The sequence below is a fragment of the Sphingomonas sp. genome (assembly GCF_051962185.1).
Taxonomy (GTDB): Bacteria; Pseudomonadota; Alphaproteobacteria; order Sphingomonadales; family Sphingomonadaceae; genus Sphingomonas.
In genome coordinates this window covers 25,360-39,195 of record NZ_JBQCCN010000245.1, presented here as the reverse complement: position 1 = coordinate 39,195, position 13,836 = coordinate 25,360, and the positions used below count along the sequence as shown (strand labels likewise).

Annotated in this window: 13 protein-coding genes; 5 read left to right on the top strand and 8 right to left on the bottom strand. The window is 65.1% G+C overall.

Translation table 11 applies throughout. The features are described from left to right. Together ACTHJR_RS15960 and ACTHJR_RS15955 are read right to left on the bottom strand one after the other, a co-directional pair. The coding region (locus ACTHJR_RS15960) for a GIY-YIG nuclease family protein (RefSeq protein WP_440524229.1) at positions 1 to 382 on the bottom strand (382 nt) is incomplete at its 3' end. 115 nt (positions 383 to 497) lie between these two features. Continuing rightward, positions 498 to 2,021 carry a fumarate hydratase gene (locus tag ACTHJR_RS15955; protein ID WP_440524228.1) on the bottom strand — a complete coding sequence of 508 codons (1,524 nt, stop codon included), beginning with the start codon at positions 2,019 to 2,021 and terminating at the stop codon, positions 498 to 500. A 48-nt stretch (positions 2,022 to 2,069) separates the two neighbouring features. Between ACTHJR_RS15955 and ACTHJR_RS15950 the strand changes: the two genes are divergently transcribed. Continuing rightward, positions 2,070 to 2,786, top strand: coding sequence for a haloacid dehalogenase type II (locus tag ACTHJR_RS15950; protein ID WP_440524227.1), 717 nt, complete (start codon positions 2,070 to 2,072; stop codon positions 2,784 to 2,786). Here ACTHJR_RS15950 and ACTHJR_RS15945 read toward each other — a convergent pair. The 5 genes from ACTHJR_RS15945 to ACTHJR_RS15925 all read right to left on the bottom strand — a co-directional run bounded on the left by ACTHJR_RS15945 (position 2,783) and on the right by ACTHJR_RS15925 (position 5,648). After that, the gene (locus ACTHJR_RS15945) at positions 2,783 to 3,244 is read right to left on the bottom strand and encodes a hypothetical protein (protein WP_440524226.1); all 462 of its coding nucleotides are present in this window, start codon (positions 3,242 to 3,244) and stop codon (positions 2,783 to 2,785) included. The genes ACTHJR_RS15950 and ACTHJR_RS15945 overlap by 4 nt on opposite strands. 162 nt (positions 3,245 to 3,406) lie before the next feature. Beyond that, positions 3,407 to 3,940: a DUF1993 domain-containing protein gene (locus tag ACTHJR_RS15940; protein WP_440524225.1), complete on the bottom strand. Its 534-nt coding sequence runs from the start codon at positions 3,938 to 3,940 to the stop codon at positions 3,407 to 3,409. 24 nt (positions 3,941 to 3,964) lie between these two features. After that, a complete protein-coding gene (locus ACTHJR_RS15935) occupies positions 3,965 to 4,612 on the bottom strand; it encodes a glutathione S-transferase family protein (RefSeq protein WP_440524224.1) in 648 nt (215 codons plus the stop codon). After that, the gene (locus ACTHJR_RS15930) at positions 4,609 to 5,262 is read right to left on the bottom strand and encodes a dihydrofolate reductase family protein (protein WP_440524223.1); all 654 of its coding nucleotides are present in this window, start codon (positions 5,260 to 5,262) and stop codon (positions 4,609 to 4,611) included. Before ACTHJR_RS15930 ends, ACTHJR_RS15935 begins: the two co-directional genes overlap by 4 nt. A gap of 11 nt (positions 5,263 to 5,273) precedes the next feature. Beyond that, positions 5,274 to 5,648 (bottom strand): YciI family protein, encoded by a 375-nt coding sequence (locus ACTHJR_RS15925; protein WP_440524222.1) that lies wholly within the window; start codon positions 5,646 to 5,648, stop codon positions 5,274 to 5,276. 95 nt (positions 5,649 to 5,743) lie between these two features. Between ACTHJR_RS15925 and ACTHJR_RS15920 the strand changes: the two genes are divergently transcribed. From ACTHJR_RS15920 to ACTHJR_RS15910, 3 genes are all read left to right on the top strand, one after another. Further along, positions 5,744 to 6,241 carry a winged helix-turn-helix transcriptional regulator gene (locus tag ACTHJR_RS15920; RefSeq protein ID WP_440524221.1) on the top strand — a complete coding sequence of 166 codons (498 nt, stop codon included), beginning with the start codon at positions 5,744 to 5,746 and terminating at the stop codon, positions 6,239 to 6,241. A gap of 35 nt (positions 6,242 to 6,276) precedes the next feature. Further along, positions 6,277 to 7,443 carry a serine hydrolase domain-containing protein gene (locus ACTHJR_RS15915; RefSeq protein ID WP_440524220.1) on the top strand — a complete coding sequence of 389 codons (1,167 nt, stop codon included), beginning with the start codon at positions 6,277 to 6,279 and terminating at the stop codon, positions 7,441 to 7,443. 194 nt (positions 7,444 to 7,637) lie between these two features. Further along, positions 7,638 to 10,280, top strand: a complete 2,643-nt coding sequence (locus ACTHJR_RS15910; protein ID WP_440524219.1) for a putative bifunctional diguanylate cyclase/phosphodiesterase — start codon at positions 7,638 to 7,640, stop codon at positions 10,278 to 10,280. Positions 10,281 to 10,465: 185 nt separating this feature from the next. Here ACTHJR_RS15910 and ACTHJR_RS15905 read toward each other — a convergent pair whose 3' ends face one another. Then, on the bottom strand, positions 10,466 to 11,458 hold the full coding sequence (locus ACTHJR_RS15905) for a phytanoyl-CoA dioxygenase family protein (protein ID WP_440524218.1): 993 nt from the start codon (positions 11,456 to 11,458) through the stop codon (positions 10,466 to 10,468). Positions 11,459 to 11,873: 415 nt separating this feature from the next. Here ACTHJR_RS15905 and ACTHJR_RS15900 point away from each other — a divergent pair, with 415 nt between their 5' ends. Then, positions 11,874 to 13,796, top strand: coding sequence for a ribonucleoside-diphosphate reductase subunit alpha (locus ACTHJR_RS15900; protein WP_440524217.1), 1,923 nt, complete (start codon positions 11,874 to 11,876; stop codon positions 13,794 to 13,796). The last annotated feature ends 40 nt before the right edge of the window (positions 13,797 to 13,836 follow it).

Below are 13,836 nucleotides of genomic sequence, written 5' to 3'. Positions count from 1 at the left end.
GGGCGCCGGGGGGGTTTGTTCTTGGGGCCGGGGTGGCGGGCCCCGGGGGGCCGGCGGCGCCCGCCAGGTTGTCCGGCACCGCGCTCTCCACCGCCCCGCCATTCAGCAGATCCCAAAGATCATCCCAATTGGGATTCTGCTCCGAAATCAGCCGGCACTTCCACACCCGGTTCCAGTTCTTCAACCTTTTCTCGCGAAGGATCGCATCCTCGATCGTGTCGTGCACCTCGATCAACACCAACCGCGTGCAGTCCCATTTCGCGGCAAAGGCCGAGCCCCGTTTTTCACGATGCGCCGCGATCCGCGCGAGGCTCGACGTCACACCGACATACAACACGCCGAACGGCTTGTTCGTCATGATGTAGGTGTAGCCGCCGCGCATAATCCCCCGTCGCCCCGGCGGAGGCCGGGGCCGCAACGTTGCTGGGGGAGAACCTCGCGTCAACCCCGGCGGCCCCGGCCTTGGCCGGGGCGACGAACTAAACCCGATCCGGCAATCAGACTCTCTCCAGCAACCCTTCCTTCGCGATCTTCTCCCGCCACACCAGCGGCGCGAGCTGATGGACGTTGTTGCCCTCGCTATCGACCGCTACCGTCACCGGGAAATCGACCACTTCGAATTCGTAGATCGCTTCCATCCCCAGATCCTCGAACCCGACGACCTTCGATCCCTTGATCGCGCGCGCGACGAGGTAGGCCGCGCCGCCGACCGCCATCAGATAAGCCGATTTCGCGTCCTTGATCGCCTCGGTCGCGGCCGGGCCGCGCTCGGCCTTGCCGACGCAGGCGAGCAGCCCCTGGTCGAGCATCATGCGCATGAACTTGTCCATCCGCGTCGCGGTGGTCGGGCCGGCCGGGCCGACGATCTCCTCGCCGACCGGATCGACCGGGCCGACATAATAGATCACCCGGCCCTTGAAGCTGACCGGCAATTCCTCGCCCTTGGCCAGCATGTCGGCGATGCGCTTGTGGGCGGCGTCGCGGCCGGTCAGCATCTTGCCGTTGAGCAGCAAGCGATCGCCCTGCTGCCAACTGCGCACCACTTCCGGCGTCAGCGCATCGAGGTCGACCCGGATCGCCGCCTTGTCCGGCGTCCAATTGACGTCGGGCCATTCATCCAACTTCGGCGCCTCGAGATAGGCCGGGCCCGAGCCGTCGAGCGTGAAATGCGCGTGGCGGGTGGCGGCGCAATTCGGGATCATCGCCACCGGCTTACCCGCGGCATGGCACGGCGCGTCCATGATCTTGACGTCGAGGATGGTGGCGAGCCCGCCCAGCCCTTGCGCGCCGATGCCGAGCGCGTTGACCTTGTCGAAAATCTCGATGCGCAACGCCTCGATATCGGTCTTCGGCCCGCGCGCCTTCAGGCTCGCCATGTCGATCTGTTCCATCAGCGACTTCTTGGCGAGCAGCACGCAATGCTCAGCCGTCCCGCCGATGCCGATCCCGAGCATGCCCGGCGGGCACCAGCCGGCACCCATCTGCGGCAGCATCTCGATCACCCAGTCGACGATCGAGTCCGACGGATTCATCATCTTGAACTTGGACTTGTTCTCGCTGCCGCCGCCCTTGGCCGCGACGTCGACATGGACCTTGTCGCCGGGCACCAGCTCGACATGGAGCACGCACGGCGTGTTGTCCTTGGTGTTGCGGCGGGTGAAGGCGGGATCGGTCAGGACCGAGGCGCGCAGCTTGTTCTCGGGATTGAGATAGGCGCGGCGCACGCCTTCATCGACCACGTCCTGCATCGACCGCGTGGTGTCGTCGAGGCGGCAATCCATGCCCCATTTGACGAATACGTTGACGATGCCGGTATCCTGGCAGATCGGCCGGTGCCCCTCGGCGCACATCCGGCTGTTGGTCAGGATTTGCGCGATCGCATCCTTGGCCGCGGGCGACTGCTCCGCCTCGTACGCCGTCCCGAGCGCGCGGATATAATCCATCGGATGATAGTAGGAAATGAACTGGAGTGCGTCGGCGACGCTCTCGATCAGATCGGCTGCGCGGATGGTGGTGGTCATGAGCGGGCCCTCTAGCGCCGAGCGTGGCGATGAAACAAGAAAGCAAACATGACTCTGCCCAAAGCCCTCGCCTTCGACGTGTTCGGCACGGTGGTCGACTGGCGGACCGGCATCGCGCGAGAAGCGGCGCCGGTGCTCGCCCGGCTGGGCCGCGAGGATATCGATCCGCATGTCTTCGCTGACGGCTGGCGGGCGCGCTATCAGCCGGCGATGGCGCGGGTGCGCGACGGCAAGCGCGGGTTCGTGATCCTCGACGTGCTGCATCGAGAAATGCTGGAGGACTTGCTGCACAGTCTCGACATCGACCCGCAAGCTATTGGCGAAGAAGGACTGGCCGATCTGACCGAGGCCTGGCACCGGCTCGATCCCTGGCCCGACGCGGTCGACGGGCTGACGCGGCTCAAGGCGGCATTCCCGATCGTCACTTTGTCCAACGGCAATATCGCGCTGATGCTCGATATGGCGCGGCGGGCCGGCCTGCCCTGGGATGCGATCCTGGGGGCGGAAGTAAGCGGTTACTACAAGCCCGACCCGGAGGCCTATCTCGCCACGGCCCGCGCACTGGCGATCGAACCGGGCGAGCTCTGCTTGGTCGCGGCGCATCACAGCGACCTGGCCGCTGCACGCGGTTGTGGTCTCCTGACCGCCTATGTCGACCGTCCGATGGAATATGGCGGCCGCCCGGCGCCTGATCGTCATTCCGCGTCGGATTGGGAGTGGAGCGTCGCCAGCCTGACGGAACTGGCGGATGCGCTGGGTACCTAATCGAACCGCGCGGCGAGGTCTGCGGGCGTGGGTACCAGGCTCGCTCGTCGATCGCGAAGGCGTAACAGTCCATAAGCCAGGCCGATGGCCGCGCCCAGCACCGCCATCACCAAGATCATGCCGGGCCGCAGGTGGACGGAAATCCCCTCCGCTTCCAAAGGAAATGGCATAAGGGCAATGGTGGGCATTACCAGTGCGACGGCACCCAGCCCGCCATCGATCCACACCGATTGCCATCCCATTTTTGCCAGAAACCAACGCAGCGGTGCAGCGATGACCAACTGCATGAACAGGAAAAGTATATAGAAAAAGATCCCCGTCACGATCAGGTTGCCTTCGCTCGGGTCGCCCTCCATTCGGAAACCGATCAGCGGCATCACCAGAAAGGCCGAAAGCGGCGCAAGCAGAAAGGCTGGAAGCGGGCGCATGTGACCTTTGTGCCGCGCCTGATCTGACATGGCCAGCCTTCGACCTTGCGGCGGCTATAGCCAGTTCGTCGCCCCCGCGAATACCGGTGCCGCCGGGGTATAGGGCGAAGGCGTCGCGTCAAACCCAACGGCCCCGGCCTTCGCCGGGGCGACGGGAGGATCGAGCGGATTCTCTTCGGCCTTCGCCTGTCGCTACAAGCCGCCGTCCGGTAAAGTCCGCAAACGCCCCTCATAATCCCGCTTGCCGATCGGCACGCCGTTCGTCCGCAGGATGTCGTAGGCGGTGACGGCGTGGAAATGGAAATTGGGCAGCGAGAAAGAGAGGATGAAGCTCTCCGCGGTGAAGGCCAGCCGGCGCGGGCCGATCTGGAGATCGAGCTGCCTGCCGGCGCAGGCGTCGATCTCCTCGCGCCTGAAGCCCTGGAGCATGGCCTCTGCGCGGCCGACCATCGCCTGCAAATCGGCGAACGGCATCGCGCCGATCAGCCCCGGCGGATCGAACACGCCGGTCTTCAGCGTCTCCACGCCCCAGGCGGCATGATGCGACAGCGCTTCGATCTGGAAGTGGAACGGCGCCATGTCGGGGTAGAGCCTCGCGCTCACGAAAGCGTCCGGGTCACCACCGGTCTCGTCGCAATGCCTGACCGCGCGATCGAGAAACCCCGCGACCGCGCTGACGGTCTGCAGGAAAGTCGGCACACTGAGGTCGTAGAGAGAGGTCGTCATCGGCTTCTCCTTCGCGTCCCCCGGTCAGTCCCGCCCTTCCGGCGCGCCGAGCGGGAAATAATGGCGATAGGGCCGCGCCTCATCGAGTGCGCGGGCATAGCTGGGGCGTGCCAGCAGGCGATCGCGATACGCCCACAGATTCTCGAAATGCTTCGGGATGGCGTAGGTCCAGTCGGCGTAGAGCAGAGCCGGCGCGCCCGCGCAGTCGGCCAGGCTGAAGTCGTCGCCCGCGGCCCACTCCCTCACGGCGAGATGGCGGTCGAGCCAGGCATAAGCCGTGTCGAGCTGCGCCTGCCACTTGGCGCCGCCATCGTCATGCTCGCGGCCGATCGCGATATAGACCAGGCGCTGCTGCGGATACATGACGTAATTGTCGAAGAAACGGTCCCACATCCGAACCTCGACCGCCGCGTCGGGATCGCCCGGAATCAACGGCTTGGCGGGCGATTTTACGTCGAGATATTCGATGATCGTGGTCGCATCGAACACCAGCCGATCACCATCGGTCAGCGCGGGGAACCGCCCGATCGGCCAGAGCGCCGCGAACTCGGTCGCGACCGGATCGCTGCCGTCGAGCATGACTTCCTCGAACACCACGCCCTTCTCATAGAACGCCGTTTTGGCCTTCTGACAGTAGGACGACAAAGGATGCGCATAGAGCTTCAGCGTCACTTCCGCTCTCCCTTGGCGAGCACGATGTGCAGTGCCCGTTCGCCCATCACCTGTTCGGTCGGACGATAGCCGAGTGCCCTCAGATCGATGCCCTCGAACATCGCCTCGCCCTGCCCCAGCACTACCGGCGACACGGCATAATGGAGCTCGTCGATCAGCCCGGCCTGGAGATATTGCCGCACGGTCGACACCCCGCCGCCGATCTTGACATCGAGATCGCCGGCCGCGTCGCGCGCCTGTTCCAGCGCGCTTTCGATGCCGTCGGTCACGAAGATGAACGTCGTACCGCCTTCCATCTCGATCGGCGGATGCGGATGATGCGTCAGGATATAGGTCGGCGCGTGGTACGGCGGGTTGTCGCCCCACCAGCCCTTCCAGTCGGTGCCGTTCCACTCGCCGCGGATCGGGCCGTACATGTTGCGGCCCAGGATGAACGCGCCGAACCCGGTCATCGCGCGCTCGCCGAAGTCGTTGTCGACGCCGGTTTCGCCGTCGCCCTTGCCGATCATCGTCTGGAAGAAACGGGTCGGAAAGAACCAGCCGTGCACTTCGCGGCCGTTCTTGCCGAGCGGATCGTCGAGACTCTGCTCCGGCCCGGCGCCGAACCCGTCGATCGATACCGAAAACGCGCCGACACGTACCTTTCCCATCTTTTCTCTCCTTATAGTTGTTCGACGAAATCGATCGGCCGAACCTCGATCCCGCCCTTGCCGAACTTATCGCCGAGGTGCGTTCCGGGGTGCAGCTTCGCGATCGCCACTGCCTGATCGATGTCGGTCGCCTCGACAATGAAGAAGGCCCCGAACGGCTCTGGCGTCGGATGGTACGGGCCAGCCCTGTCGGTCACCGCGCCCTGCTCGACGCGCAGCGTGCGCGACTGCTCGGGCATGCCGAGCGCGCCGATCATCCCGACCCTGCCGCTCGCCTTCAGGGCCGCGTCGTGCGGCGCGCAGATCGCGCCGATCTCGTCGAAATCGGCGGGCGTCAATTCGGCGAAGCGCGCCGATTCGTAATGACACAGGCACAGGAACTTCATGACGTCCTCCTCGCAAAACCACTTGCAAACTGCAATCGGTATCTGCATCGGCTAAATTAAGCAGTTGCATTCTGCAAGCGGTTTTTTACATTGCCATGATGGCCGAGACGACGCGGTCGGGGTGCCCGATCAATCTGACGATGGAGACATTGGGCGATCGCTGGAGCCTGATCGTCATTCGCGACATCATGTTCGGCAACCGCCGCCACTATCGCGAATTGCTTTCGCATTCTCAGGAGGGAATCGCTTCCAACATCCTGGCGGATCGTCTGAAAAAGCTGGTCGAGCGCGGACTGCTGACGAAGCGCGACGACCCGAGCCACAAGCAGAAGGCGATCTACAGCCTGACCGAGCCGGCGATCCAGTTGCTCCCGGTGCTCGCGCAAATCGGTGCCTGGGGCCGTCGCCACCTTCCGACCACGCCGGAGCTCGCGATCCGCGCGCAATTGCTCGAAGAAGGCGGCCCACCCCTTTGGGAGGCGTTCATGGACGAGTTGCGCCATCTGCATCTCGGCACACCCTTGCCGGCGAACCACGAGCCGGTGCTGGCGCGACTGACCGCTGCATACGAGCAATTGGCTAATCGCCCCTGAGCGGCGATAGAGCGCCGATGTTCCGGGAGACTCGCATGCCCATCGGCCGATCGTTGCGCTTCGTAACCGCCGCGCTGGCGCTATTCGCGATCGGTGCCGCCGACCGTCCACAACGCGTGTTCGACACGCTCGACAATCGTCGGCTGTCGGAAGGGGCGGTCGATCGCCTGGTCGAACGGATGATGACCGCCAACCACGTCACCGGCCTCGGCGTCGCGGTGATCCGCAAGGGCAAGGTCGTGTTCATCAAGGGCTATGGCTATGCGATCGCCGAGAATAAGGCGCCGCTGACCCCGGCGACGATCATGTACGGCGCCTCGCTGACCAAGGCGACCTTCGCCTGGATGCTGATGGAATTGGTCGACGAGGGAAAAGTCGATCTCGACAAGCCGATCGCCGACTATCTGGCCAAGCCGTTGCCGGACTATCCCGCTTATGCCGACCTCAAGGGCGACGAGCGCTGGCGCAAGCTGACCCTGCGCATGCTGATGAACCACACCAGCGGCTTCGCCAATCTGCGCTTTCTCGAGGACGACAAGAAACTGCGCTTCCACCGCGACCCGGGGACGCGGTACGGCTATTCGGGCGAAGGTGTGCGGCTGGCGCAATTCGTCCTCGAACAGGGGCTGGGCATCGACGTCGGCAAGGAGATGCAGACGCGCGTGTTCGACCATTTCCGGATGGGCGACACCTCGATGACCTGGCGGGAGAGCTATGATGGCCGCCTCGCTTATGGCTATACCGCGGACGGCAAGCGCCAGCCCTTCGATCATCGCCGCAAGGTCGACGCCGCCGGGTCGATGGCGACCACGCTCGCCGATTGGGCGCGCTTCCTCGCCGCGGTGTCGCGCGGCGACGGCATGAGCACCGCCGCGCATCTGACCATGACCCGCCCGACCGTGCTGATCGACAGCCCGGCGCAATTCCCCACCCTGCTCGAGACACGCACCGATCGCTGGAAGGGAATGAAGCTCGGCTATGGCGTCGGCTGGGGAACGTTCGAGAGCCGCTTCGGCCATGCCTATTTCAAGGAAGGCCATGACGACGGCACCGACAATTACGCGATGTGCGTCGATACCCGGCAGAGCTGCATCCTGCTGATGGCCAACGACAATCGCGCGGCCGCGATTTTCGTGCCGTTGGTCAACCAACTGCTCGGACCGGTCGGGCTACCCGCCGAGTGGGAAGGGTATCGGTCCTGAGGCGGGTCACGGCCCGATGGCGCCGGGCCACCCGGGCCGACTTTGCTAGGAGCGAAGCGACAGTCGGAGAGTCCGACGGCTGCCTTCGATTCCCTCCGGCGCCGCCCGAGCGCGCGAATCGGTGGCGGCGTCCTCGGAACATTTTTTCGGCGGTGGAAAGCTCTTCCTAACGAGTTGCCGCTACGGGCAGTCTCATGTCCGTCCGTCCAAGGCGATCGCTGGCCGATACGACGCGCTCCACCTGGAGCGCGCTGGCGCTTGACGCCGACGCCGCGCCGGAGACGACCGAAGCGCGGCTACAGCGCATCGCCGAGCTCAATTCGGTGTGGCCCTTCGTGCTGTTCGCGCAAATGCTGGCGCCGCTCGTCGTCGGCCTGATCGCGCATTACAGCGGCCATGGCGATCTGATCCGCGAGACCTGCCTGCGCGGCGCGATCATCGCCGCCGCGTCGCTCGCCGCCTTCGCCCAGCTCAAACTGCCTTTCGCCCGCTTGTGGCCGACCCATCTCCAGATCCGCACGCTGACGCTCTGTTCGGGCGCGCTCGGCGTCGGCATCCTGTCGCTGCTGCCGGTCGTCGCGGCGTTCCCGATCGGCGAATTCCATCTCGCCGGCTTCATCGCCGTGTTCGCCGCGGTCACGATCACGGCGATCGCGATCCATCCGCTGCGCGCCGCGACCCTCGCTTATGCCGCGGCGCTGGCGCTGATGGTGATCGTCAAAACCGGACTCGGGCTCCCGGCCGCGATCGCCTGCCTCGCACTGGCGAGCCTGGCGATCTCGACCGTTCGGCTCGCGCGCCGCGATCTCGAACGCGACCGGCTCGACGAGATGCAGAACAGCTCGGGCCGACTCGCAGCGCAACTCGTCCGCGAAGTCGAGGACCATGGCGACGGCTGGTTCTGGCAGACCGACCGCCACGGCATGCTCACCTATCTGTCGGCAAAAGTCGGGCGCGAGTTCGCGCGACTGGGAGTCGAGCCGGTCGGCGGCCGGCTGAACGACATCTTCCGGATGGATGCGCAATCGGGCGACACCGAACGCACCCTGAGCTTCCACTTGTCGTCGCGCACCAGCTTCTCCGATTATTCGGTCTGCCCGGCGGCCGACGAGGACAGCGAACGCTGGTGGTCGATTTCGGGCCGCCCGATGATCGACGAACTGGGCCGCTTCCAGGGATTTGTCGGCTCGGGCCGCGACCTGACCGAAAAGCGCCGCTCGGAAGCCGAGATCACCCGCCTCGCGCTGTTCGACGGCCTCACCGGCCTCGCCAATCGCCAGCGCATGCGCGCCTCGCTCGACAAGACGCTGGCGCCGCAATCCGGCCATTCGATCACCGCCTTGTTTCTGCTCGATCTCGATCGCTTCAAGGCGGTCAACGACACGCTCGGCCATCAGATGGGCGACGCCCTGCTCAAGCAGGTCGGGCAGCGGCTGCAGCGCGCGGTCGGCGAAGCCGGGCTGGTCGGTCGCCTGGGCGGCGACGAGTTCAAGGTCGTGCTGCCCGGCGAAGGCAATCGCGAGCGGCTCGGCGACCTCGCGCGCGGGGTCATCGAATCCTTGTCGCAGCCTTATTTCATCGACGGCTCGTCGATCACCATCGGCTGTTCGATCGGCATCGCCATCTCGCCCGAGGACGGCAGCGATTCGGAGACGCTGATCCGCAACGCCGACCTCGCGCTCTACGAGGCTAAGGGCGACGGCCGCGGCGTGCACCGCTTCTTCCGCCAGGAATTGCTGGCGGGCGCGCAGACCAAGAAGCAGCTCGAGGACGATCTGCGCCACGCTTTGGTCGGCAACCAATTCTACGTCGCCTATCAGCCGGTGGTGTCGACCGAAGGCGCGCGGATCGTCGGCTATGAAGCGTTGATCCGCTGGGAGCATCCCACGCGCGGCGCGATCAGTCCGGCCGAGTTCATCCCGATCGCCGAGGAATGCGGGATGATCGAGACGATCGGCGAATGGGTGCTGAGGACCGCCTGCCGCGAGGCGGCGACCTGGCCCAATCACGTCCGCGTCGCGGTCAATGTCTCGCCGATTCAGTTCGCCAATCCGGCGCTGCCGGCGATCGTCACCTCAGCCTTGGCCAATTCGGGGCTCGCCGCGCACCGGCTCGAGCTCGAGATCACCGAAGGCGTGTTCGTCAACGAGACCGCCAGCTCGGAACAGATGTTCAAGTCGCTGAAGGGCATCGGCATCCGCCTGGCGCTCGACGATTTCGGCACCGGCTATTCGTCGCTCGGCTATCTGAAGAAGGCGCCGTTCGACAAGATCAAGATCGACCAAAGCTTCGTGCGTGGCGCCGCGGTGCCGGGCAATCGCAACGCCGCGAGCATCAAAGCGATCGTGACGCTGGCCAACACGCTCTACATGGAAACCACCGCCGAGGGCGTCGAGCATCAGGACGAGGTCGAGCTGATCCGCGAGCTCGGCTGCAGCCACATCCAGGGCTATGTCTATGGCAAGCCCGCGCGTAGCGAGGAAGTCATCCGCCAGTTGAGCGCGGCCGGCGGCCAGGCCACCGCGCAAGGCTATAAGGTCAGCCGCAGCCCGCGTTCGACCATGCTGCGCTCGGCGATCCTCGATCTCGGCGTCGCCAAGGGCGAGGTCCGCATCCGCAACATCTCGTCGACCGGCGCGCTGATCGACGGGATCGAATTCCCGGTCGATCCCTCGGGCGTCGACGTCCAGATCGAATTGCTCGAAGGCCAGATGTTCCCGGCTACCGTACGCTGGGCCAAGGACGGCCGCGCAGGGCTGGAGTTCACGCAGAATTTCAATCTCGAACGGCTGAACACGCCGCCGGCGCCGGCCCGCAAGATCCGCAAGGCGAGCTGAGCGAGGCGCGATTGCCGCGCGTTTAAACCCAACGTCGCCTTCTCCTACCACCGTCATCCCGGCCTTGTGCCGGGATCCGCCGGGAGGCAGGCCTCACGGCTAGAGGTTGCAGGCCATGTCTCGCGGCACGGCGCCCCCAGGCACAAGGCCGGGGTGACGCTAAGGGCTTTTGGTGAGCGTCAGTCCTACAACCACGGCCGCTCGTCCGGCCAATGCATCGGGTAATGCGTGACGTATTGTGCCAGCCGCGGGCGGTCGCTGCGGTTGGCGCTGGCGCCGTGCGGGAGTTCGTGGCGCCAGATCACCAGGTCCCCAGCCCCGGCCGGCACCGTCACCGCCTCCGCCGACAAATCGATCCCGCGCGGATCGGCACCGCACAATGATTCGATCCAGCCCGCGGCCAGCCGATGATGGAATCCCGGCACGACCTGGAGAGCGCCCTGATCCGCCGCGGTATCGGTCAGATAGAGGATCGCCTGCGCTTCGAAGGCCATCGGCGGCGTCAGGTTGGCGTCCCAATGCAGATGCGGGCCCGGAAAGATGTAGCGGCCGTGTTCGGGCGGATTGAAGCTCAGCCGGTCGGTCGAGGCGATCAGGTCGGCATGGCCGTACAGTTCGGCGAACGCCCTGGCGATCCGGATCGAGCGGCGCGGTACGTCCATCGCCGGGTGCTGGAAATGCTGGATCATGATGCCGTTGGTGCGCGGCCCGTACCAGCTCGCCGGGTCCCCCGGATGCGCCTCGAGCAACGACCAGAGATGGTCGGCGATCGCCGCCGCCTCGTCGCGCGTAACGGCGTTGCGCAGCACGACCACGCCGTCACGATCCCAGGCCGCGAGATCGCTGGCGTCGAACACCGGCGGCATCGCCATCACCGCGGCCTGACGCGCGACCTCGGCCGCCGGCGCCGGCGCGCCGTCATACCAAGCCTGATAGCGGGCGAGCCGCGTCGCGTCGGGCGTCCCGGCGGTCGCCGCGATCCAGCGAGTGAAGTCGGGCCAATCGGGCCGCTCGCGCCCGAGCAGGGAGATCACCTGTTCGAGGCCCAAGCCGAGCGTGTCGAGCAACGGCCGGACCGGTATGGCACGCGAATCGCTGGGCGATTCGCGGCCGGTCGCCCTCGCCCACAATGCTCTGAGCCCGCGAATCTGTTCGAATCTAGTGTCGGGATCGCCCATGACTCGACCCGACCACAACCGGTTGAGGCGGTCCAGCGGTCGGGCACAATATTTTTGTTCGTTCCGCGTTCGTTCCCTTGCCTTCGCGGAAGCCCGCAGAAACCCGCGCGTCGCGGGGAATGGACCGTCCCGGACCTTTGACGAGCCGAGTCAAAATAGCGACGAAATGAGTCATTAATTCGTCATTTACGGTATTGCGTCCTCGCCCCAATGGGCACAATCTGTAGGGGTTCGGTTCAGGGGGAACCCAAGCACTGGTGGAACGCCGGCTGTGATCCCATATCACAGCGTGAGCCCGCTCGTGCCTTGTGAACAGGCTGTGGACTATTTTTGTTCTCGGCCTGGGGACCCCGATGATAGCATGGGGGTTCGTCCCCCGAGTCGACGCGTGACGCGGCAAGAGCAGGGGCGTGAAATGGATTTTAGAGACACCGAAGGAACGGGCGAGAACATGGCGACCGATGCGATCGAGGCAGCAGCGGCGGCGGTGCAGGCGGCAGCGTCGGCCCCCAAGGCGAAGAAGCGCGATTCGAAAGCGGTGGCGAAGCCCTATCCGGTCGAGGTCGACCATTCGCGCGACGCGCTCCTGACCGATTTCGGCAAGGAGACGCTGAACGACCGCTATCTGCTCCCGGGCGAATCGTACCAGGACCTGTTCGTCCGCGTGGCCTCGGCCTATGCCGACGACGGCGCGCACGCGCAGCGCATCTACGACTATATCTCGCGCCTGTGGTTCATGCCGGCGACGCCCGTGCTGTCGAACGGCGGCACCGGCCGCGGCCTGCCGATCTCCTGCTTCCTCAATTCGGTGCCCGACAGCCTCAACGGCATCGTCGACACTTGGAACGAGAATGTCTGGCTCGCCTCGCGCGGCGGCGGCATCGGCACCTATTGGGGCAATGTCCGCGGCATCGGCGAACCAGTCGGCCTCAACGGCAAGACGAGCGGCATCATTCCGTTCGTCCGGGTGATGGACAGTCTGACGCTGGCGATCTCACAGGGTTCGCTGCGCCGCGGCTCGGCTGCCTGCTATCTCGACATCTCGCACCCGGAGATCGAGGAATTCCTCGAGATCCGCAAACCCTCGGGCGACTTCAACCGCAAGGCATTGAACCTGCACCATGGCGTGCTGATCCCCGACGCCTTCATGGAAGCCGTCCGCGACGGCGCCGAATGGACGCTCAAGTCGCCGAAGGACGGGTCGGAGCGCGGCAAGGTCGACGCCCGCGCCTTGTTCCAGAAACTGGTCGAGACCCGTCTCGCCACCGGCGAGCCGTACATCATCTTCGCCGATCACGTGAACTCGACGATGCCCAAGCATCATCGCGACCTCGGTCTCAAGGTTTCGACCTCGAACCTGTGTTCGGAAATCACCTTGCCGACCGGCAAGGACCACCTCGGCAACGATCGCACCGCGGTCTGCTGCCTCAGCTCGCTCAACCTCGAGACCTGGGACCAGTGGCACAAGGAAGAGAAGTTCATCGAGGACATCATGCGGTTCCTCGACAACGTGCTGCAGGATTATATCGATCGTGCCGAGCCGGGCATGGAGCGCGCCGCTTATTCGGCAATGCGCGAGCGTTCGGTCGGTCTCGGCGTGATGGGCTTCCACTCGTTCCTCCAGGCGCGCGGTCTCGCGTTCGAAGGCGCGATGGCGAAGTCTTGGAACATGAAGATGTTCAAGCACGTCCGCGCCCAGGTCGACGCCGCGTCGATGGCGCTGGCGGTCGAGCGCGGCCCCTGCCCCGACGCCGCCGACATGGGCGTGATGGAGCGCTTCAGCTGCAAGATGGCGATCGCGCCGACCGCGTCGATCAGCATCATCTGCGGTGGCACCAGCGCGTGCATCGAGCCGATCCCGGCCAATATCTACACCCACAAGACCTTGTCGGGCTCGTTCGCGGTCAAGAACCCCTATCTCGAGAAGATCCTGATCGAGAAGTCGAAGAACAGCGACGCGGTGTGGAACTCGATCCTCGAGCGCGGCGGCTCGGTCCAGCATCTCGACTTCCTGACCCAGGAAGAAAAGGATTGCTACAAGACCAGCTTCGAGATCGACCAGCGCTGGTTGATCGAGCTCCAGGCCGACCGCACGCCGTTCATCGACCAGTCGACCAGCCTCAATCTGTTCATCCCGGCCGATGTCGAGAAGTGGGACCTGCTGATGCTCCACTTTCGCGCGTGGGAATTGGGCATCAAGTCGCTCTACTACCTCCGCTCCAAGTCGGTGCAGCGCGCCGGCTTCGCGGGGGGCGTGGAAGCAGACAACACGATCGAGGCACCGAAGTTCGAGCTGGCCGAGACGACCGACTATGACGAATGTCTGGCGTGTCAGTGAGGTGCCGGGACTAAGCGGCCATGAAAACCCCTCTCCCCTT